At 69.5% G+C, this 24711-nt stretch carries 1 protein-coding gene (cut by a window edge); it reads left to right on the top strand.

The annotated features are described in order from the left end of the window. Window positions 1-24711 carry the beginning of a non-ribosomal peptide synthase/polyketide synthase gene (locus NRB20_RS11120; RefSeq protein WP_153410001.1) on the top strand. Its footprint extends 25776 nt past the window's final position, so only the first 24711 of its 50487 coding nucleotides appear in the window; it begins with the start codon at window positions 1-3; its stop codon lies off the right edge, out of view.

The following is a 24711-nucleotide window of genomic DNA, read 5'->3' as shown; positions in this document are numbered from 1 at the left end:
TTGGACCGGCGGGATTTCGGCGGGAACGGCGAAGCTGGCAGCGAGATCGCGGCCGCGCCGGACTCCGGGGAGGCGCTCTTCCCGTTGTCGCCGGCGCAGCTGGGTATCTGGTATGCCCAGCATCTGGACCCGCAGGTGCCGATCACCATCGCCCAGTACGTCGACCTGCACGGCGATCTGGACGTCGACGTGCTCGAACGCGCCAGCATCGATGCCTCCCGTGAACTCGGGTCGGGCTTCCTGCGCATCGTCGAACGCGACGGCGAGCCGTTGCAGTGGATCGACCACGCCATCGCCGACCACGACAAGGTCACCTACGTCGACCTGCGCGACGAGGCCGATCCCGAGGCCGCCGCGCACGCCTGGATGCGCGCGGAGTACAGCCGCCCGCTGAATCCGATCACCGACCGCCTCGTCGCGGTCGCCGCCCTGCGCCTGGCCGACGACCACTGGTTCTGGTACTCCCGCGCCCACCACATCACGCTCGACGGCTTCGGTGCGATGACCAACCAGAGCCGCATCGCCGAGCTGTACACCGCGTACCTCGCCGGCGTCGAACCCAAGCCCGCCAAGGCCGCGGACCTGCGCTCCCTGGTCGAATCCGAATTCGCCTACCGGGACAGCACGCGCTTCCGATCGGACAAGGAGCACTGGGCGCAGCGGGTGGCCGGACTCGAGGAGGGTTCGAGCCTGACCGGCCGCTCGGCCCCGCCCGCCCCGCTGAACGGCGTGGTGTCCGAGGCGCTGTCCGACGAGCGCAACGAGCTGCTGGACGCGGCCGTGCGCGGCTACGACTCCTCGCCCGCGGCCCTGCTGATCGCGGGATTCGCGGCGTATCTGGCGCAGTGGAACGGCGCCGAGGACGTCATCCTGAGCCTGCCGGTGACCGCCCGCACCACCGCGCTGATGCGTCGCTCGGGCGGTGTGACCTCGAATATCGTGCCGTTGCGCCTGCACGTCGGGCACGAGACCACGGTCGCGGAGCTGCTGCGTTCGGTGACCGTGGAGGTCTCCGGCGCGCTGCGGCATCAGCGCTACCGGCACGAGGACATCCGCCGCGACAGCGCGGGCGAGGGCGCCGCGGTCACGAAGGAGTTCTTCGGGCCCTGGGTCAACATCATGCTGTTCCAGGACGAGCTGGCCCTGGGCGAGCTGGTCGGGCAGCTGCACGTGCTCTCCACCGGATCCATCGAGGATCTGGGCGTCAACTTCTATCAGACCGAGGGCGGTGCGCGCTCCCGCATCGACTTCGAGACCAACCCGAATCTGTATTCGGAAGATGAAGCGCGACAGCATCATTCGCGTTTCCTGGAATTCTTCGACCGGTTCCTGGCGGCTGCGTCCGACCAGTCGGTGTGGGCGCTGCCGATCACCACCGCGGCCGAGTTGGACCGCACGCTGGTCGAGTGGAACGAGTCCACGCACCAGGTCCCCGAGACGACGCTCGCGGCCCTGTTGGACGCGCAGATGCGCCGCACCCCGGACAACGTCGCGCTCGAATACGAGGGCGAGACCCTCACCTACGCCGAGTTCGCCGCGCGGGTCAACCGCCTGGCCCGGTACCTGATCGCCGACGGCGTCGGCCCGGAATCGCTTGTGGCCCTTGGGATGCGGCGTTCGCTGGACCTGGTGGTCGGCATGCATGCCGTGCTGCGGGCCGGTGGCGCGTACGTGCCGATCGATCCCGATCATCCGGCCGAGCGCACGGCCTACATCCTGGATTCCGCGGCACCGGTCTGTGTGCTGACCGTGTCCGGTGACGAGGTGGAGCTGCCGGATTCGGTGCGGCAGTTGCCGATCGACACCCTGGACGCCTCGGAGTTCTCCGCCGATCCGGTCACCGACGCGGATCGTGTTGCGCCGCTGCGTGATTCGAACACCGCGTACGTCATCTACACCTCGGGTTCCACCGGTCGTCCCAAAGGTGTCGCGGTCACCCACCGCGCGATCGTCAACCAGCAGCTGTGGATGCTCGAGCAGTACGCCTTCACCGCCGCGGACGTGTACCTGCAGAAGACGGCGACCACGTTCGACGTCTCGCTGTGGGGTTACTTCCTGCCGCTGCTGTCCGGCGCGAAACTGGTCGTGGCCACCCCGGACGGGCATCGCGACCCGGTCTACGTCGCGGAGATGATCCGCCGCCACGGGGTCACCGTCACCGACTTCGTGCCCTCGATGCTGACCGTCTTCGTGACCTCGGCCTCCCGCGCCGACTGTGCCACGCTGCGTGCGGTTTTCGTCATCGGTGAGGCGCTGCCGCCGGAGACCGCCGCCGGTTTCCGCGCGATCAGCGACGCCGGTCTGCACAACCTCTACGGTCCCACCGAGGCCGCGGTCTCGGTGACGCACCGGACCGCCGCCGAGACCGACACCACCGTCGTGCCGATCGGCGTGCCGGAGTGGAATGTCGAAGTGTACGTGCTGGATTCGCGGCTGCGCCCGGTCGCGATCGACGCGCCGGGCGAGCTGTATCTGGGTGGCCGGCAGCTGGCGCGCGGGTACCGCGGCCGCGCCGATCTGACCTCGGACCGGTTCGTCGCGAACCCCTACGGCCTGCCCGGCGACCGCATGTACCGCACCGGCGACCTGGTGCGCTGGAATACTGCCGGTGAGCTGGAGTACATCGGCCGCACCGACTTCCAGGTGAAGTTCCGCGGCCAGCGCATCGAACTCGGCGAGATCGAGACCGATCTGCTCGCGCATCCGGCGGTCAGCCAGGCCGTGGTGCTGGTGGCCGACACCGCGACCGGTCAGCAGCTGGTGGCGTATGTGGTTGCCGCGCCGGGACTTTCGATCGATCCGGTGGAGCTGAGCCGGTTCGCCGCCGAGCAGCTGCCCGCCTACATGGTGCCCGCCGCGATCATGGTGCTGGACGCGTTCCCGCTCAACACCTCCGGCAAGCTGGACCGAAAGGCGTTGCCGGAACCGGTGTTCAGCGCCGACGCCGCCGGATACCGCGCCCCGCGCACCCAGGCCGAGGAGATCGTCGCCGGGATCTTCGCCGATGTGCTGAGCCAGGAACGCGTCGGCATCGACGACGACTTCTTCGATCTGGGCGGCAACTCGCTGGTCGCCACCCAGGTCGTCTCGCGCATCTCCGCCGCGTTCGGGATCACCCTGGGTGTGCGCGCGCTGTTCGAGACGCCCACCGTCGCCGCGATCGCCGCGCGCGCCGAATCCGCCACGCCCGCACAGATTTCCAGGCCGCCGCTGGTCGCCCAGCACACCGGCGAGAACGGTGAGCCGGTCACGCTGTCGCTGGCCCAGCAGCGGATGTGGTTCATCAACCAGTTCGATCCGACCGTCCCGACCTACAACCTGCCGTTCGTGGTGCGGTTGCGCGGCGCGGTCGACATCGACGCGCTGACCTCGGCGCTGCTGGACGTGATGACGCGTCAGCAGTCGCTGCGCACGCTGTTCCCCGAGGCCCCCGACGGCGGCGGTTACCAGCAGGTGCTGCCGGTCGAGGAGATCGATCTCGGCATCGCGGTGCTGCCGATCGCGCAGGCCCGCCTGACCGCCGCCCTGGCCGAATTCGCCTCCACCGGTTTCGATGTGACGAGCGAACTGCCGATCCGGGTGCGGGTCTACAAGGTCTCGGGCGGGTCCGGCGCGCGCGGCGTGGCCGATTACGCGATGGCCTTCGTGGTGCACCACATTGCCGCGGACGGTTTCTCGTTCGGTCCGCTGGCCCGCGATGTGACCGCGGCCTACCTCGCGCGCGCGAGCGGTCAGCCGCCCGCGTGGACGCCACTTCCGGTGCAGTACACCGACTTCAGCGTCTGGCAGCGCGAGGTGCTCGGCTCCGAGGACGACCCGGATTCGATGGCCGCCCGCGAGATCGCGTACTGGCAGGGCGCGTTGGCCGGTCTGCCCGATCAGCTGGATCTGCCGACCGATCGCCCGCGTCCGCCGGTGCAGAGTTTCCACGGCAACCGGGTGAACTTCGAGATCGATCCGGACCTGCACATTCTGTTGTCGAGATTGGCTCGGGCACAGGGTGTTTCGCTGTTCATGGTGTTGCACGCCGCGCTGGCGGTGCTGCTGGCCCGGTTGTCGGGCACCGAGGACATCGCGATCGGCACCCCGATCGCCGGTCGCGGCGAGCAGGCGCTGGACGACCTGATCGGCATGTTCGTCAACACCCTGGTGCTGCGCTCGCAGATCGACGGCGACGAGACGTTCACCGAATTGCTCTCCCGCACAAGGGAAGTCGATCTCGCCGGATTCGCGCACGCCGACGTCCCGTTCGAGCGCCTGGTCGAGGTGCTCAACCCGGCGCGCTCGCAGGCGCGTCACCCGCTGTTCCAGGTGATGCTCTCCTTCCAGGAGCTCTCGCACGCCACCATGGAGATGGACGGGCTGACGGTCACCGCCGACGAGCTCGACGTCGACATCGCCAAATTCGATCTGCAATGGACCCTGACCGAGCAGCGCGGCGCGGACGGCGCCCCGGCCGGTGTGTCCGCGGTGATCTCGTACGCCACCGATCTGTTCGACGAGAGCACCGTCGCCGCGTTCGCCGATCGTTTCCTGCGCACCCTGCACGCGGCGGTGTCCGATCCGGCGCGGTCGGTCGGCGATATCGAGCTCCTCGACAATGCCGAGCGTGCGCTGGTGCTGCGTGACCACAACGCCACCGCCAGCCCGGTGCCCGAGACGGCCACGCTGGCCTCGCTGTTCGCCGAACAGGTCGAGCGCACCCCCGACGCCGACGCCCTCACCTTCGAGCGCACGACGCTGTCCTACGCCGAGTTCGCCGCCCGGGTCAACCGCCTCGCGCGGCACCTGACCGGACTGGGCGTCGGACCGGATTCCTATGTGGCACTGGGTATGCGGCGTTCGATCGATCTGGTCGTGGGCATGTACGCGGTGACCGTCGCCGGTGGCGCGTATGTGCCGTTGGACCCGGATCATCCGGCCGAACGCACCCGCTACGTGCTGGAGACCGCGCGTCCGGTGTGTGTGCTGAGCACCGTCGAGGACGAATTCGAGACCGGCACCGATGTGCCGCTGCTGGAGATCGACGAGCTCGACCTGTCGGAGTACTCCGACGCGCCGCTGACCGACGCGGATCGTGTTGCGCCGCTGCGTCCTTCGAATATCGCGTACGTCATCTTCACCTCCGGTTCGACCGGCCGCCCGAAGGGTGTGGCGGTATCGCACGGCGCGATCGTGAACCGGCTGCTGTGGATGCAGCGCGAATACCGGCTGGACGACACCGATGTCGTGGTGCAGAAGACCCCGGCCACCTTCGACGTGTCGGTGTGGGAGTTCTTCTGGCCCTTGCAAGTTGGCGCCCGGCTCGTGGTCGCCAAGCCCGACGGGCATCGCGATCCGGCCTATCTGGTGCGGCTGATCACCGGCGAGCAGGTCACCACGGCGCACTTCGTGCCGTCCATGCTCGCGATGTTCGTCACCGAGATCGGCGCGAGTTCGGCGCAGGAACTGGCCGGGCTCGGTCTGCGGCAGGTGTTCGCCTCCGGCGAGGCGCTGCCCGCGGTCACCGCGCAGCGATTGATCGAGCTGACCGGTGCGCGTCTGCACAACCTGTACGGCCCGACCGAGGCCGCGGTCGACGTCACCTATCACCAGGTGAACGAGCTCGACACGGTCTCGGTGCCGATCGGTCGTCCGGTCGCCAATACCGCTGTGTACGTGCTGGATTCGCGGCTGCGGCCGGTTCCGGTGGGTGTCGCGGGTGAGCTGTATCTGGCGGGCGTGCAACTGGCGCGCGCGTACGTGACCCGGCCCGATCTGACCTTCGAGCGCTTCGTGTCCGACCCGTTCGCGGGTGCGGCCGGTGAGCGCATGTACCGCACCGGTGACCTGGTCAAGTGGACCGTCGCCGGCGAGCTGGAATACCTGGGCCGCACCGACTTCCAGGTGAAACTGCGCGGTCTGCGCATCGAACTCGGCGAGGTCGAATCGGCGCTGACCGCCATCGATGCGGTCGATCAGGCCGTGGCGGTGGTGCGTTCGGACGGTCACCTGGGCGATCAGCTGGTCGGCTATCTCGTGCCCGCGCCCGGCCATGAGGTCGACACCGACGCGGTGCGCGCCGAACTGACCGAGGCGCTGCCCGGTTACATGGTGCCCTCGGCGCTGGTGGTGCTGGATGCGTTGCCGCTCAACGCTTCCGGCAAGCTGGATCGCCGCGCGCTGCCCGCGCCGGTGTTCGAGCTACGCGAATTCCGCGCCCCCACCACGCCGATCGAGGAGATCGTCGCGCAGACCTTCGGCGAGGTGCTCGGCCTGGCCCGGGTCGGCGTCGACGACGACTTCTTCGATCTGGGCGGCAACTCGCTGATCGCGACGCAGGTCGCCTCCCGCCTGGGCATCGCGCTGGACACCCGGGTGCCGGTGCGCATGCTGTTCGACGCGAGCACCGTGGCCGCCCTCGCGGCCCGCATCGAATCGCACGTCGGCGACGGCGGACGCGAGGCGCTGGTCGCCCGCGAACGGCCCGAGCAGGTGCCGTTGTCGCTGGCCCAGCAGCGGATGTGGTTCCTGAACCGCTACGACACCGCGTCCTCGGTGAACAACATTCCGGTGGCCATCCGGCTGTCGGGCGAACTCGACGTCGCGGCGTTGCAGGTCGCGGTCATCGACGTGATCGACCGGCACGAATCGCTGCGCACGGTGTTCCCGGAGACCGGCAGCGCGCCGGTGCAGGTGGTGCTGGACGCGGCGCAGATCGTGCCCGACCTGACCCCGATCCCGGTGACCGAGACCAATATCGTCGAGCACCTCATCGAGCTGGCCTCGATGGCGTTCGACGTCACCAGCGAAGTGCCTTTGCACGCAAGGCTTTTCGAGATCAGCGAGACCGAGTACGTACTCGGCATGGTGGTGCACCACATCTCCGCCGACGGCTGGTCGATGGGCCCGCTGGCCCGCGACGTGATGGTCGCCTACGCCGCGCGCACCACCTGGGAGCCCCCGGCCTGGGCGCATCTGCCGGTGCAGTACGCCGATTACGCGCTGTGGCAGCGCGAGGTGCTGGGCTCGGAGGACGATCAGAACTCGTTGATCTCCAACCAGATTCGCTACTGGACGCGCGAGCTGGCCGACCTGCCCGACGAACTCGTGCTGCCCGCGGATCGGCCGCGCCCGGCCGTGGCGACCTATCGCGGTGGCACCCACACCTTCGTCGTCTCGCCCGAGATCCAGTCCCGGCTGGTGGATCTGGGCCGCCGGCACAATGCCTCGCTGTTCATGGTGATGCACAGCGCGCTGGCCGTGCTGCTGGCCCGGCTCTCCGGATCCACCGATATCGCCATCGGTACGCCGGTGGCGGGTCGTGGTGAGGCCGCGCTGGACGATCTGATCGGCATGTTCGTCAATACGCTCGTGCTGCGCAGCGAGGTGAGCGATACCGCGAGCTTCGCCGAACTGCTGGGCCGTTCGCGCAATACCGATCTGCAGGCGTTCGCCCACGCCGACGTGCCGTTCGAGCGGCTGGTCGAGGTGCTCAACCCGGCCCGTTCGCAGGCGCGGCACCCGCTGTTCCAGGTCGCGCTGTCGTTCGAGAATCTGCCCGAGCGCAATTTCGAGCTGCCCGGATTGCGGGTCAGCACGGTCGATTTCGATGTGGAGACCGCGAAATTCGATCTGGCGCTGACGTTGCGCGAGACCGGCGCGGACAATTCCGGCATGCTGGGCGAATTCTCCTTCGCCCGCGACCTGTTCGACGAGCCGACCGTCGCGGTCTTCGCCGAACGTTTCATGCGCCTGCTCGAGCAGATCACCGTGCGCCCCGAGCTGGCGGTGGGCGATCTGGACATCCTCGCTGAGACCGAGCGCGCCGAATTGCTCACTCGCCGTGGTGATGTCGCGATCGAACCGGCCACGTTGCCGGAGATCATGGCCGCCGCGGTGGCGGCCAACCCCGACGGTCAGGCGGTGGTCTTCCGCGGTCGCTCGCTGACCTACACCGAACTGGATGAAGCGGCCAACCGCCTCGCGCGGGTGTTGATCGCGCGTGGCGCGGGCCCCGAAGTCCTTGTGGCCGTGGCGGTTCCACGATCCATCGAATCGGTGCTCGCGATCTGGGCGGTGACTCGTACGGGTGCGGCGTATCTGCCGGTCGACCCGGCCTACCCGGCCGACCGCATCGCGCACATGATCTCCGATTCCGGTGCGCGACTGGGTATCACACTGCTGGACGAGATCGACGCGCTGCCGCGGATGGCGGGTGCGGGCTGGCTCGCGCTGGACGATCCGGAACTGACCGACGCGGTCGAGGCCGCCTCGCCCGCGTCGCTCACCGACGCCGATCGCCGCAGCCCGCTGCGCGCGCAGAACGTCGCGTACGTCATCTACACCTCGGGTTCCACCGGTCTGCCCAAGGGTGTCGTGGTCACCCACGCGGGCCTGGCGAACTTCAGTGCCTTGCAGGTGGAACGGTATGGCCTGGACCGTGATTCGCGCGCGCTGGCCTTCGCCTCACCGTCCTTCGACGCGTCGGTGCTGGAAATGCTGCTGGCCGTCGGATCGGCCGGCGCCCTGGTGGTCGTGCCGCCTGGCACCTACGGTGGCGAGGAACTCGGTGAGTTGATCGCGCGCGAGCGCGTCACGGTCGGCCTGATCACGCCCTCGGTGCTGGCCTCGCTGGATCCGGCGGCGTTGGCCCGGATGGCGGTCATCATCGCCGGTGGTGAGGCCGTCTCGGCCGATCTGGTCGCGAAATGGTCTGCCGCGCCCAGTGATTCGGGTACCGATCGACGGTTCCACAATGCCTACGGTCCGACCGAGGCGACCGTGGCGACCAATATCAGCGCGCGGCTGCGGCCGGGCGATCCGGTCACCATCGGTGGTCCGGTCCGGGGCATGCGTGCCCTGGTGTTGGACAGCCGCCTGCATCCGGTGCCCGAGGGTGTCGCCGGTGAGCTGTACGTCGGCGGAATCCAGTTGGCCCGAGGCTATTTCGCGCGCAGCGAGCTGACCGCCGCGCGGTTCGTGGCCGATCCGTACGGTGGCGAGGGCGGGGCTGGGGGCGCTGGCGGAGCGCGGTTGTACCGCACCGGTGACGTGGTGCGCTGGCGGCGCACCGGCCGCAACGCGACCCCGGTCGTGGAATACGTGGGCCGCAACGACTTCCAGGTCAAGATCCGCGGTTTCCGCATCGAGCTCGGCGAGATCGACGCCACGCTGACCACGCACCCGGACGTCGATTTCGCGGTCACCCTCGGCCACACCGCCGAGAACGGCTCGACCGTGCTGGTCTCCTACGTGCGCGCGGTGCCCGGACACGCGGTCGACGTCGCCGCGGTCACCACCCATGTCGCGGACCGGCTGCCGGGCTACATGGTCCCCACCTCGATCATGGTGCTGGACGAGATCCCGCTGACCCCGGTCGGCAAGCTCGATCGCCGTGCCCTGCCCACGCCCGAGCTGAGCACCCGCGAGTTCCGCGCCCCCTCGACCCCGCTCGAGGAACTGGTCGCGGGCATCTTCGTGGAGCTGCTGGGTACCGAGCGGATCGGCGCGGACGACGATTTCTTCGCCCTCGGCGGTAACTCGCTGATCGCGACCCAGGTGACCGCGCGCCTGAGCGCCGCGCTGGACGCCCAGGTCGGCGTGCGCACGCTGTTCGAGGCCCCGACCGTGGCCGGACTGGCCGCGCGGGTGAGCACCCAGACCGGATCCGGTGAACGGCACGCGCTGACCGCCCGGCCGCGGCCCGAACGGCCGCCGCTGTCCCCGGCGCAGCAGCGGATGTGGTTCCTGAACCGGTTCGACACCGAATCCGCGGCCAACAACATCCCGGTCGCGGTGCAGTTGCGCGGTGAACTGGATCTGGCCGCGTTGCGCGGTGCGGTGGCCGATATCGTCGCGCGGCACGAGTCGCTGCGCACGGTGTATCCCTCGCACGAGGGCGTCGGCTATCAGCAGGTATTGCCTGCGGCACAGGCGTTCCCGGGCATCGATCTGATCGACGTGATCGACGCCGGTGAACTGCACGCCGCGCTGGCCGAATTCGCCGGACGCGGTTTCGACGTGACGGTCGAACCGCCGGTGCGGCTGCGGCTGTTCCGCAGCGGCCCGACCGATCACGTGCTGGCCGTCGTCGCGCATCACATTGCCGCGGACGGCTTCTCGATGCGGCCGCTGGTGCGGGATCTGATGATCGCGTACGTCGCGCGCAGCGCGGGCCATGCCCCGGAGTGGACTCCGCTGCCGATCCAGTACGTGGATTACGCACTGTGGCAACGGGGTCAGCTCGGTTCGGAGGACGATCCGCGCTCGGTGGTCTCCACCCAGCTCGACTACTGGCGCACCACACTGTCCGGACTGCCCGAGGAACTGCGGCTGTCCACCCGCCCGCGTCCGCCGATCGCGTCGTACGCGGCCGGTACGCACCGGTTCCAGGTGCCCGGTTACCTGGTCGACGCGCTCAACGAGGTGGCGCGCAGCCACGGCAGCACGCTGTTCATGGTGGTGCACAGCGCGTTCGCGGCGTTGCTGGCCCGGTTGAGCGGCACCGACGACATCGCGGTCGGCATCCCGGTCGCGGGACGTGGCGAGGCGGCCCTGGACGATCTGGTCGGCATGGTGGTCAACACGCTGGTGCTGCGCACTCCGGTGGAGTCCGGCACGGCGTTCACCGACCTGCTGGCCGATGTGCGGGAACGGGATCTGGGTGCGTTCGCGCACGCGGGCGTGCCGTTCGAGCGGCTGGTCGAGGTGGTCGATCCGGCCCGTTCGCAGGGGCGGCACCCGCTGTTCCAGGTCATGCTGACCTTCCAGAACATGGGCCCGACCATGCTGGACCTGCCTGGGCTGACCGTATCCGAGTTGCGCGCCGATGCGCCGATGGCCAAGTTCGATCTGCAACTGACGTTGTCCGAGACCGTCGCGGGTGAGGGTTCGGACACCGCGATGGATGCCGAACTCGTCTATGCGGCAGACCTTTTCGACTCCGCCTACGCCCGGACATTCGGCGCCCGGTTCGTGCGCGTACTCGAGGCCGTGGTGGCCGATCCGTCCGCCGCGGTGGGCGATCTGGAACTGCTCGACCCCACCGAGCGGGTCCGGGTGCTGCGCCGCTGGAACGAGACCGATTTCGAGATCGCCGCGGCCCTGCCGAGCACCTCGGACGACCCCGCGGACACGCTGATCTCGCTGTTCGAGGCGCAGGCCGCTCGCACCCCCGACGCGCCCGCGCTGACGTTCGAGGGGACAACCCTGTCCTACGGCGAGTTCGCCGACCGCGTCCGGCGGCTCGCGCGCTGGCTCGTCACCCAGGGCGTCGGCCCGGAATCCGTTGTCGCCCTTGGCATGCGACGTTCGATCGAACTGGTCGTGGGCATCTACGCGGTGAGCGCCGCCGGTGGCGCGTACCTGCCGCTGGATCCCGATCACCCGATCGAGCGCAACGAGTACATCCTCGAGACCGCCCGCCCGGCCTGCGTGCTGACCAGCGACACCGATTTCGTGGATCTGCCCGGTGGCCGTGCCGGTGCGGACGCGCCGACGGTGGTCGAGGATCTGGATCTGTCGGTGTTCTCCGGCGCTCCGCTCACCGACTCCGATCGTGTTGCGCCACTGCACTCTTCGAATACCGCGTACGTGATCTTCACCTCCGGGTCGACCGGTCGGCCGAAGGGCGTCGCGGTACCGCACGGGGCGATCGTGAACCGTCTGGTGTGGATGCACGCGCAGTACGGACTGGCCCCCGACGACGTCGTGTTGCAGAAGACGCCGTCGACGTTCGATGTGTCGGTGTGGGAGTTCTTCTGGCCCTTGCAGATCGGTGCGCGGTTGGTGGTCGCGAAGCCGGACGGGCATCGTGATCCGGCGTATCTGGCCGAGTTGATCGCGGCCGAGGGCGTGACGGTCGCGCACTTCGTCCCGTCGATGCTGGCCGTGTTCGTCGCCGCGCTCGCGAACGATCGTGGGGCCGTGGCGATTTCGGGTGACGCGCGGGCGGTGCGGCTGCGCAACGTCTTCGCCTCCGGTGAGGCGCTGCCGGGTCCGATCGCGCAGCAGCTGCGCACGCTGACCGGCGCGCGCCTGCACAACCTGTACGGTCCTACCGAGGCCGCGGTCGACGTCACCTATCACGAGGTGAACGCCGCCGACACCATCGCCGTGCCGATCGGCGCGCCGGTGTTCAACACCCGGGTGTACGTGCTGGATTCGCGGCTGCGGCCGGTGCCGGTGGGTGTCGCGGGTGAGCTGTATCTGGCGGGCGCGCAGCTCGCGCGCGGCTATGTGGCGCGCGCGGATCTGTCCGCGGACCGGTTCGTGGCCAACCCGTTCGGCGACGGCGAGCGGATGTACCGCACCGGTGACCTGGTCGTCTGGACGCCCGGCGGTGAGCTGGAATACCTGGGCCGCACCGACTTCCAGGTCAAGCTGCGTGGTCTGCGCATCGAACTCGGCGAGATCGAATCCGCGCTCACGGCCATCGACACGGTCGCGCAGTCGGTGGTGCTGGTGCGCGCCGACGAGCGCCTGGGCGATCAGCTGGTGGCCTACGTGGTCGCCGCGCCCGGTGCCCGCATCTCCGTCGATGTGGTGAAGGTCGAACTGGCACAGCGTGTTCCGGCCTACATGGTGCCGACCGCGTTCGTGGTGCTGGACGAGTTCCCGCTCAACGCCTCGGGCAAGCTGGACCGGCGGGCGCTGCCCGAGCCGACCTTCGAGGCCCGGGTGTTCCGGGCCCCGGGCACCTCGGTCGAGCAGGCCGTGGCCGACACCCTCGCCGAGGTGCTCGGCGTGGAGCGGGTCGGCCTGGACGACGACTTCTTCGCCCTCGGCGGTAACTCGCTGCTGGCCACGCAGGTCGCCGCGCGCCTCGGCGCGGCGCTGGACACCGAGGTTCCGGTGCGCGTGCTGTTCGAGGCGTCGAGCGTGGCGGCGCTGGCCGCGCGCGTGGAATCGCATGCGGGACAGGGCGGTCGCACGCCGCTGACCCCGCGGCCGCGGCCCGAACTGGTGCCGCTCTCGCCCGCGCAGCAGCGGATGTGGTTCCTCAACCGCTTCGACCACCGCACCGCGGTCAACAACATCCCGGTCGCCATCCGGCTGACCGGTGAGCTGGATCGGGACGCCTTCGCCGCCGCCGTGCGCGATGTGCAGATCCGGCACGAGGCGCTGCGGACCATCTATCCGGAGATCGAGGGCGTCGGCTACCAGCAGGTGCTGCCCGCGCCGTCGGTGGAATTCGAGCTGACCGCCGAACCGGTGACCGCGGCGCAGCTGCCCGCGCGCATCGTGGAACTGGCCGGCGTGCACTTCGACGTCACCGCCGAGATCCCGTTCCGCGCAAGCCTTCTCGAAGTCACCCGCGCGGGTGCGCCCAGCGGCAACGGCAACCGTCGCCCGCTGCCCGACGAGCATGTCGTGGTGCTGGTGATGCATCACATCAGCGGTGACGGCTTCTCGCTGCGGCCGCTGCTGCGCGATGTGGTGGCCGCCTACTCCGAGCGTTCGCGCGGCGAGGCTCCCGCCTGGACGCCGCTGCCGGTGCAGTACGCCGACTACGCGCTGTGGCAGCACGAATTGCTCGGCGCGCCGGACGATTCCGCCTCGGCGGCCGCGCGTCAGATCACCTACTGGGCCGAGCAGTTGCGCGATCTGCCCGAGCAGATCGACCTGCCCGCGGATCGCCCGCGCCCGGAGGTGGCCACCAATTCCGGTGGTACGCACAACTTCTCGATCGACGCCGAACTGCACGGCGCGCTGACCGAACTGGCCCGCGCGCACGGTGTCACGCTGTTCATGCTGATGCACGCGGTGCTGGCGACCTGGGCGGCGCGGCTGTCCGGCACCCGGGACATCGCCATCGGCACCCCGATCGCGGGCCGCGGTGAACGCGCGCTCGACGACATGGTCGGCATGTTCGTCAACACCCTGGTGCTGCGCACCGAGGTCCGCCCCGACGCGCGGTTCGCCGAACTGCTCGACGCGGTGCGCCGCACGGATCTGGCCGCGTTCGGCCACGCCGACGTGCCGTTCGAACATCTGGTGGACGTGCTGAGCCCGGTCCGCTCGCAGGCGCACCACCCACTGTTCCAGGTGGCGCTGACCTTCGAGGCCACCGGCCAGCGCGACGCCGCCTCGGTGAGCCTGCCCGGCCTGGACCTCGAGGTCGTCGAATTCGACGCTGCCACAGCCAAATTCGACATCCAGCTGACCGTCGGCGAGGCCGTGCCGGAGGACCCGTCGATCACCGCCGGTGGGCTGTCACTGTCCTGGAATTACGCCACCGATCTGTTCGATCCCGCCACGGTCGCGGCGTTCTCGGACCGGCTGCTGCGCATTCTGCACGCCGTCGTCGAGGATCCGGCCGCGGTGCTGGGCGATATCGATCTGCTCGGCGAGGCCGAGCGGCTCGATGTCACCAACCGCTGGGTGAGTTCCGGAATCGACAGCACCACAGGGCGTTTCGCCGATCCCGAGCTGACGCTGTCGAGCCTGTTCGGCGAGATGGTTCGCGCCCACTCGGATCGGATCGCGGTGAAGTTCGGTGACGACCGGCTCACCTACGCATCCCTGGACCAGCGCGCGAATCAGTTGGCGCGCAGGCTGATCGAGCAGGGGGCCGGACCGGGTGCGCTGGTCGCGGTGATCCTGCCGCGGTCGGCCGATCTGGTGGTCGCGATGCTCGCGGTGGTCAAATCCGGTGCGGGCTACGTGCCGATCGATCCGAGCTACCCGGCCGAGCGGATCGCCTACGTGCTGGGCGACGCCGATCCGGCGGTGGCGATCATCGACAGCACCGTCGAGATCGATCTCGGCATGCGCGCGGACGGTTCCGTGCTGCCGGTGGTGCTGATGGATCACTACGGCATCGACGTACCCGATCTGCTGGATTCCGGTGAGCATCCGGTCACCGACGCGGATCGGCTCGCGCCGCTGCGCGCGGAGGACGTCGCGTACGTCATCTACACCTCCGGGTCGACCGGCCGCCCCAAGGGCGTCGCGGTCGAGCATCGAAATGTGGTGCGGCTGTTCGCGAATACCGATCGGGACTTCGGTTTCGGCCCGGACGACGTGTGGACGCTGTTCCACTCCTTCGCCTTCGACTTCTCGGTGTGGGAGCTGTGGGGTCCGCTGCTGTTCGGCGGCACCCTGATCGTGGTCGACTACTACGTCTCGCGCTCGCCCGAGCAGTTCCTGGAACTGCTGCGGCACGAGCGGGTCACGGTGCTCAACCAGACTCCGTCGGCGTTCTATCAGCTCGCCGAGGCGGACCGTAACGCCGTATCCGCGCCGCGCACCGCGGCCCGGCCGTTGTCGTTGCGGTACATCGTGTTCGGTGGCGAGGCGCTCGAGTTGCGGCGGCTCGCCGACTGGGTCGCGCGCTACGGCGCGGGTGCGGACGGCAGCACGCCGGGTAATCCGCAGCTGGTCAACATGTACGGCATCACCGAGACCACGGTGCACGTGTCGTACCGGCCGATCGACGCCGAAACCGTCGCCGCCGCAACGGGTTCGGTGGTCGGCCGGGCCATCGCCGGACTGCGCGTGCACGTGCTGGACGATCGCCTGCACCCGGTGCCGGTGGGTGTGGCCGGTGAGATGTACGTCTCGGGCCGGCAGCTCTCGCGCGGCTATCTGGGCCGCGCGGATCTGAGCGCGGCGCGGTTCGTCGCGGATCCGTTGGGGGACAGCGGTTCCCGCATGTACCGCACCGGTGACGTGGCCCGCTGGAACCGGCACGGTGAGCTGGAGTACCTGGGCCGCGCCGACGATCAGGTCAAGGTGCGCGGTTTCCGCATCGAACTCGGCGAGATCGAGGCCGCGGTACTGGCGCAGCCGGGTATCGCGCAGACCGCCGTGATCGTGCGCGAGGACCAGCCCGGTGATCAGCGCATCGTCGCCTACGTGGTGCCCGAACCGGATACCGCGCCCGCGCTGGACGCCGTGCGCGACGGTGCGGCCGAGCGGCTGCCGTCGTACATGGTGCCCACCGCCTTCGTGGTGCTGGACCGAATCCCGTTGACCGTCAACGGAAAACTGGACCGTCGCGCACTGCCCGCACCCGCCGTGCAGGCCCGCGCCTACCGCGCCCCGGAGACGCCGGTGCAGGAGGCGGTGGCCGCGGTCTTCGCCGAGGTGCTCGGCATCGAGCGTGCCGCCGGACGCGGCGTCGGCCTGGACGACGACTTCTTCGATCTGGGCGGTAACTCGCTGATCGCGACCCGCGTGGTCGCCCGCATCGGCGCGGCACTGGGTACCACGGTGGCCGTGCGCGCGCTGTTCGAGGCGCCCACGGTCGAGGCGCTGGCCGCCCGGGTGGAGTCGCACACCGGCGACGACGCCGGGCCGCGCCTGGCCCCGCGCCCGCGCGACAGCACCGATCTGGTGCCGCTGTCGTTCGCGCAGCAGCGCATGTGGTTCCTGAACCAGTACGACAAGTCCTCGGCGGCCTACAACCTGCCGCTGGCGATCCGACTGTCCGGTGAACTCGACACCGCCGCACTGCAATTGGCGATCTTCGACGTGGTCCGGCGGCACGAGTCGCTGCGCACCCGCTATCCCGAGCACGGCGGCGCGCCGACCCAGCTGGTCGTCGCGGCCGAGCAGATCGCGCTGGACCTGCGCGCCTACCCGATCGGCGCGGACGAGCTGGCCGCCGCACTCGCGGAGTTCGCGTCCATCGGATTCGATGTGGCCGAACAGGTTCCGTTGCGCGCCCGGCTGTTCCGGGTGCATCCCGACGAGCACGTGCTGGTCGTGGTGGTGCACCACATCGCCGGTGACGCCATCTCGATGACGCCGCTGGCCCGCGACCTGATGACCGCCTACACCGCCCGCACCCAGGGCAGCGCCCCGGGCTGGGCGCCGCTGCCGGTGCAGTACGCCGATTTCGCGATCTGGCAGCGCGAGGCGCTGGGCACCGAGGACGATCCGGAGTCGCTGCTCTCGCGTCAGCTCGGCTACTGGCAGGGCGCGCTGGCCGGAATCCCGGACGAGCTGACCCTGCCCGCGGATCGCCCGCGCCCCGCGATCGCCTCGCATCGCGGCGCCACACTGTGGCGGACGCTGCCCTCGGAACTGGTCGCGAAGCTGGAAGAGGTTGCGCGCCAGCGTGGTTCGTCGCTGTTCATGGTGATGCACGGCGCGTTGTCGGTGCTGCTGGCCCGGCTGTCCGGCGGCGACGACATCGCCGTGGGCACCCCGGTCGCCGGCCGCGGTGAGGCCGCGCTGGACGATCTGGTCGGCATGTTCGTCAACACGCTGGTGTTGCGCACCGAGATCGACCGCGGCGAATCCTTCGGCACGCTGCTTGAGCGGGTGCGGCACACCGATCTGGAGGCGTTCGGCAATGCCGACGTCCCATTCGAGCGGCTGGTCGAACTGCTCTCGCCCGAGCGGTCGCAGGCGCGCAACCCGCTGTTCCAGGTCGCGCTGTCGTTCCAGAACATGGAGCGCGCCGGACTCGAGCTGCCCGGCCTGACGGTCTCGGCGCTGGATCTGGACGAGAACATCGCCCGGTTCGACCTGCAATTCACGCTGTCCGAGCGGGACGCGTCCGGCATGTCGCTGGCGCTGACCTATGCCACCGATCTGTTCGACGAGGCCACCGCCGCCGAGTTCGTCACCCGCTGGCAGTGGGTGCTCGAGGCGATCGCCGCCGATCCGGAGGTGGTCGTCGGGACCATCGAGATCCTGGAACCGGCCGAACGCGCCGAAATCGTTTCGCGCACAGGCGGTCCCGGACTCGCGCCGAGCACGCTGCCCGCGCTGCTGGCTGCGGCGGTCTCGCGTGATCCGTCCGCGCCCGCGGTGGTGTTCCGCGATATCCGCCTGACCTACGGCGAACTCGATGAGCGCTCGAACCGCTTGGCGCGCTTGCTGATCGAGCGTGGCCTGGGTACCGAGGATCTGATCGCGATCGCGATCCCGCGTTCGGCGGATTCGTATTTCGCCGAATGGGGCGTGACCAAGTCGGGTGCGGCCTTCGTGCCGATCGACCCGTCCTATCCGGCCGACCGCATCGAGCACATGATCACCGATTCGGGCACCCCGATCGGCCTGACCGTGGCCTCGGTGCGCGACGATCTGCCCGATTCGGTGCAGTGGCTCGTGCTGGACGAGCTGGACCTGGACGCGTTCGACGGCGCGGAGGTCACCGACGCGGACCGGGTGCGCCCGCTGCGGCCGTACAACCTCGCGTATGTCATCTACACCTCCGGTTCCACCGGTGTGCCCAAGGGCGTGGTGGTACCGCACGCGGGTCTGGCCAACTTCAGCGCCGAGCAGGTCGCGCGCTACCGGCTCGACTCCGATTCGCGCACACTGCATTTCTCCTCGCCGAGCTTCGACGCCTCGCTGATGGAACTGCTGTTCGCGGTCGGCCCCGGCGGCACGCTGGTGATCGTGCCGACCGGCGTGTTCGGCGGTGAGGAGCTGTACGAGCTGATCCGGCGCGAGCAGGTCAGTCATCTGTTCATCACCCCGGCCGCGCTCGCGACGCTGGACCCGGCCGGGCTGGACAGCCTGCGGGTGCTGGCGGTCGGCGGTGAGGCGTATTCGCCTGAGCTGCTTGCCAAGTGGGCGATCCCGCTGGGCGGCCCGGACGGTCCGATCCGCCGGTTCCACAACATCTACGGCCCGACCGAGACCCAGATCGTGGTCAATATCGGCGAGCCGCTGCTGCCCGGCGACGCGCTGACCATGGGTGGTCCGAACCGCGGCGTGGGTTCGCTGGTGCTGGACAACCGGTTGCAGCCGGTGCCCGACGGTGTGGCCGGTGAGCTTTACGTCTCGGGTATCCAGGTCACCCGCGGTTATCACGAGCGGGCGAGCCTGAGCGCGGACAAGTTCGTCGCGAACCCGTTCGCACCGGGTGAGCGCATGTACCGCACCGGTGACGTGGTGCGGTGGACCTCGCGCCGGCTGGCGGACGGCGAGCGGGAATTCCGCCTGGAATACGTGGGCCGCTCGGACTTCCAGGTGAAGGTCCGCGGTTTCCGTATCGAACTCGGCGAGATCGACGCCGCGCTGACCTCGCACGAGAGTGTCGACTTCGCGCAGACGATCGGCCACCGCAGTGCCGCGGGCGCGACCTCGCTGGTGTCGTATGTCGTTGCCACACAGGGGCATACGATCGACGTCGCCGCCCTCACCGAACACATCGGCAAGCGGCTGCCCACCTACATGGTGCCCGCGTCGGTGATGGTGCTGGATCACATCCCGCTGACCCCGGTCGGCAAGCTGGACCGCCGGGCGCTGCCCGAACCGGTCTTCGCCTCCGAGGCCGCCTTCACCGCGCCGCGCACCCCGCTCGAGCACACACTCGCCGAGGTGTTCGCCGAGGTCCTGGGCATCGAGCGGGTCGGTATCGAGGATTCGTTCTTCGCGCTGGGCGGCGACAGTATCGTGTCGATCCAGCTGGTCGCCCGGGCCAAGGCGCGCGGGGTGGTGTTCTCCCCGCGCGACGTCTTCGAACAGCGCACGGTGGCCGCCCTCGCCGCGGTCGCGACCACCACCGACGCGGTCGGTGACGCGCCCGCGCGCCTGGCCGAACTGCCCGGCGGCGGTGTGGGCACCATGCCGCTGACCCCGGTGGTGCGGTTCATGGTGGAGCGGTCCGGCGGCATCGGACGCTTCAATCAGACACTGGCACTGGAACTTCCGATCGGCATCGACCGCGCGGGTATCGCCGCGACGGTGGCCGCGGTCATCGACCGGCACGACATGCTGCGCGCGCGGCTGCGTCGGCACGCCGGTGCGGAATGGATCATCGAAACCGCCGAACCCGGCACGGTCGACGCCGACGCGCTGATCGGCCACGTCGAATTCGACGCCGCCGCCGACGAGGACGCGGTCTTCGAGATCGCCCGTGCCGCACTGGATTCCACGCTGGACAAGCTGGATCCCGAAGCGGGCGTGGTGATCCGGTTCGTCTGGCTGCAACCGGTCAGCGAGTCCGGCGCCGAGCGTGCCGGGCGACTCGTCGTCGCCGCGCACCACATGATCATCGACGGTGTGTCCTGGCGAATCCTGGTGCCGGACTTCGTGACCGCGTGGGGACAGCTGTCTGCCGGGCAGGCTCCCGAACTGTCCGAACCGGGTACCAGCATGCGCACCTGGTCGCACGCGCTCGAGAAGGTCGCGGGGGAGCGGGTCGGTGAGCTGGAGCGGTGGCGTTCGGTCGTCGGGGGTCCGGATCCGCTGCTGACCAGGCGTCCGATGGATCCGGCGATCGACGTGTCGGGTGTCATCGCCCGTCATCACGTCGAGGTGTCGGCCGAGGCCACCCGCGCACTGCTGACCACGGTGCCCGCGCTGTTCCACGGCGGCGTCAACGATGCCCTGGTGACCGCGCTGGTGCTGGCCACGGCCGCGTGGCGCGCCGAGCGGATCGGTGACCTCGCCGAAGGCGCCGATTCACTGCTCATCCGGATGGAAGGCCACGGTCGCGAAGAGGATCTGGTGCCGGGCGCGGATCTGTCCCGCACGGTCGGCTGGTTCACCGCGATCTATCCGGTCCGGGTGGACCTGTCGCGGATCGACGTCGCGGACGCGCTGACCGGCGGTCCCGCCATGGGCCGCGCGATCAAGGCGATCAAAGAGCAGCTGCGCGAGGTCCCGGACAAGGGCGTGGGCTACGGACTGCTGCGCTACATGAACGCCGACACCGCCGCCGAGCTGCCCGCGCAGCTGCCGGGGCAGGTCAGCTTCAACTACCTGGGCCGGGTCTCCGAGGGCGGCGTGCCCGAGGCGCTGCGCGGCTTCGGCTGGATTCCCGCACCCGAACTGGGTGAACTCGGCGGCGACTACGACGCCGATATGCCCGCGATGGCGCCGCTGGACATCAACGCCATCGTCGTCGGCGATCAGCTCACCGCCAATATCGGCTATCCGACCACGCTGCTCGGCGACGAGGCGGTCGCGGACTTCGGCCGGTTGTGGATCGAGGCCGTGGAAGCCGTTGCGCGCCACGCGGATTCCGCGTCGGCGGGCGGGCACACGCCCTCGGACTTCGCGCTGGTGCGCAGCACCCAGCAGGACGTGGACGACTGGGAACGTCGCTTCCCGGCGCTGACCCAAACGGGTGAGCGCCGCTTCCCGGCACTCGTCGAGGTGTGGCCGCTCTCGGCGCTGCAGGCCGGTCTGCTGTTCCACGCGCAACTCGCCGCCACCTCGGTCGACGTGTACACCGCGCAGGCGGTACTCACGCTGACCGGCCGGGTGGACGCGGACCGTCTGCGCGCGGCCGCCCAGGCGCTGGTGGATCGCTACGAGAACCTGCGCACCGCCTTCGTCACCGACGCACAGGGCAATCCGGTGCAGCTGGTGTTGGACGGTGTGCGGGTCGCCTGGGCCGAGCACGACGGCCGTCCGACGCACGCGCGTCCGGGTGCGAGCGCGAGCGAGATCATCGAGGCCGACCGCACGCGGCGGTTCGATCTCACCGAGCCGCCGCTGATCCGGTTCACGCTGATCCGGGTCGGCGAGGCCGAATGGCAGCTCGCGGTGTCCAACCACCACATCCTGCTGGACGGCTGGTCGATGCCGCTGCTCATGCGGGATCTGCTGGTGCTGTACGCGACGCACGCCGACACCGCTGCGATGCCCGCGGTGCGCTCGTACCGGCACTTCCTGGAATGGGTTGCGCAGCAGGATCATTCGGCCTCGGTCGCGGCGTGGGCCGCGGCGCTGTCCGGAGTGTCCGAGCCGACGCTGCTGACCCGGCCGGATTCGGGCCGCGAGATCACCTCGCTGTCCGGGGAGTACCTGTTCGGGCTCGATGTGGCCGCCACCGCGCGGCTCACCGAACTGGCCACCCGCCTGGGCGTCACCCCGAACACCGTGTTGCAGGTCGCATGGGGAATCCTGTTGGGCCGCACCACCGGTCGCGACGACGTGCTGTTCGGCACCACGGTCTCGGGACGTCCGGCGCAGCTGCCGGGCGTGGAGGCCATGGTCGGCCTGTTCATCAACACCGTGCCGGTGCGGGTGGACATCGACCCGGCCGAATCGGTGCGCGCGCTGCTCACCCGGACCCAGGGCGAACAGGCCGATCTGCTCGATCACCACTACGTCGGCCTGGCGGACATCCAGCAGGCCGCCGGCCTGGGCGGGCTGTTCGACACCCTGGTCGTGTTCGAGTCCTATCCGGTCGACTCCGAGGGCATCCGGGAGCAGGCCGCCGATATCGACGGTATGGCCGTCACCGGGCTCGAGGCCGCCGACGCCACGCACTACCCGCTGACCCTGATCGCGCAGCTCGACACCCGCGCGGGCGACACCGGGCAGACGTTGCGGATCCGCGCCGGATATCTGCGGGATCTGTTCTCCGAGAGCGCTGTTCGCCGGATCGCCGGCCGGTTGGTGCGTGTGCTGGCCGCGATCACCGCCGATCCCGACGCGCCGGTGGGCGATATCGCCCTGCTGGACGCCGCCGAACGCGATCTGGTGGTCACCCGCTGGAACGACACCGCGCACGAGCTGCCGGATACGGCAGCGACGCTGGTGTCGATGTTCGAGGAGCGGGCCGCCCGCACACCCGACGCGCCCGCGCTCACCTTCGAGGGGACAACTCTTTCTTACGCCGAGTTCACCTCCCGCGTGCATCGCCTGGCGCGCTGGCTGGTGGAACGTGGCGTAGGCGCGGAATCCTTTGTCGCACTGGGCATGCGCCGCTCGATCGATCTGGTGGTCGGCATGTACGCCGTCGCCGCGGCCGGTGGCGCGTACGTGCCGCTGGATCCGGATCACCCCGCCGAGCGCACCGAGTACATCCTGCGCACCGCGGACCCGGTCTGCGTGCTCACCTCGGGCGACGACCTGGAGATCGACACCGCGCAGGTGCGGATCGATCTGCTGGATCTGTCCGGCTACTCGATCGATCCGCTCACCGACGACGACCGGCGCTACCCGCTGCGCGCGGCCGATACCGCGTACGTCATCTTCACCTCGGGTTCGACCGGCCGCCCGAAGGGTGTGGCGGTGCCGCATTCGGCGATCGTGAACCGTCTGGTGTGGATGCAGTCCGAGTACGGGTTGACCGCGAATGATGTTGTATTGCAGAAGACTCCGTCGACGTTCGACGTGTCGGTGTGGGAGTTCTTCTGGCCCTTGCAGATCGGTGCGCGGCTGGTGGTCGCGAAGCCGGACGGGCATCGTGATCCGGCGTATCTGGCTGAGTTGATCGCGGCCGAGGGTGTCACGGTCGCGCACTTCGTGCCGTCGATGCTCTCGGTGTTCGTCGCCGAATCCGCTGTGGCGCAGTGCCGTTCGCTGCGCATGGTGTTCTCCTCGGGTGAGGCGCTGGCCCCCCGGTCCGCGCATCGCATGCGTGAGCTGACCGGTTCAGCTGTGCACAACCTGTACGGCCCGACCGAGGCCGCCGTCGACGTGACCTACCACCACGTCACCGGATCCGATCAGGAATCGGTGCCGATCGGCCGCCCGGTCTTCAACACCCGTGTGTACGTGCTGGATTCGCGTTTGCAGCCGACTCCGGTGGGTGTCGCGGGTGAGCTGTATCTGGCGGGCGCGCAGCTGGCGCACGGCTACGTCCGCCGACCCAACCTGTCCGCGGATCGGTTCGTGGCCAACCCGTTCGGCGCCGGCGAACGCATGTACCGCACCGGCGACCTGGTCTACTGGACCGGCGACGGTGAACTGGAGTACCTGGGCCGCACCGACTTCCAGGTCAAGCTGCGCGGCCTGCGCATCGAACTCGGCGAGATCGAATCCGCGCTGACCGCCCTGCCCGAGATCGCCCAGGCCGTGGCCGTGGTCCGCAACGACGTGCACACCGGCGATCAGCTGGTCGCGTATGTCGTTGCGGCCGGGACGATCCTGGACACCGACGAGGTGCGCGAGGAGCTCGGCCAGCGGCTGCCCGCCTACATGGTGCCCGCGCTGGTCATGGTGCTGGACGAACTACCGCTGAACGCGTCGGGCAAGCTGGATCGCAAGGCGCTGCCCGCGCCGGTGTTCGAGGCCGCGGTGTTCCGCGCGCCGACCACGCCGGTCGAGGAGATCGTCGCCGAGATCTTCGCGGAGACACTGGGTGTCGCACGCGTCGGCCTGGACGACGACTTCTTCGCCCTGGGCGGTAACTCGCTGATCGCGACCCAGGTCGCCGCGCGGCTGTCGGCCGCGCTGGACACCGATCTGAGCGTCCGGGAGATCTTCGAGGCGTCCACGGTATTCGCGCTGGCCGCCCGCGCCGAGTCCGGGACCGCCGGTTCGACCCGCAAACCGCTTGTGCCGCAACAGCGTCCGGAGCGGATCCCGCTCTCGCTGGCGCAGCAGCGGATGTGGTTCCTGAACCGGTTCGATCCGGAGTCCGCGGTCGACAACATCCCCGTCGTGGTCCGGCTGTCCGGTCTGCTGGACCGCCAGGCGCTGCACATCGCGGTCGCCGACGTGCTCGCGCGGCACGAATCGCTGCGCACCCGGTATCCCGAGGCGGCGCTGGAGCCGCACGAGCCCGCGCTGGCCGCGTACCAGGACATCGTGCCGACCAGCCGGGTGATCCCGGATCTGACGCCGATCGAGATCACCGAGGCCGAACTGCCGGGCCAGCTTTCCGAACTGGTGCTGACCGGATTCGACGTCACCGTGCAGGTGCCGCTGCGGGCCCGGTTGTTCGAGGTGAGCCCGACCGAACACGTGCTGGCCCTGGTGCTGCACCACATTTCCGGTGACGGTTTCTCGATGGGCCCGTTCGCCCGCGACGTGATGATCGCCTACGGCGCGCGGGTGGAGGGCGGCGAGCCCGCCTGGCAG

Origin of the sequence: Nocardia macrotermitis (assembly GCF_009604405.1) — a bacterium.
In the GTDB taxonomy this organism is placed as follows: domain Bacteria; phylum Actinomycetota; class Actinomycetes; order Mycobacteriales; family Mycobacteriaceae; genus Nocardia; species Nocardia macrotermitis.
Note: the sequence above shows the minus strand (reverse complement) of the source record. Positions and strands in the feature narration are given on the sequence as shown.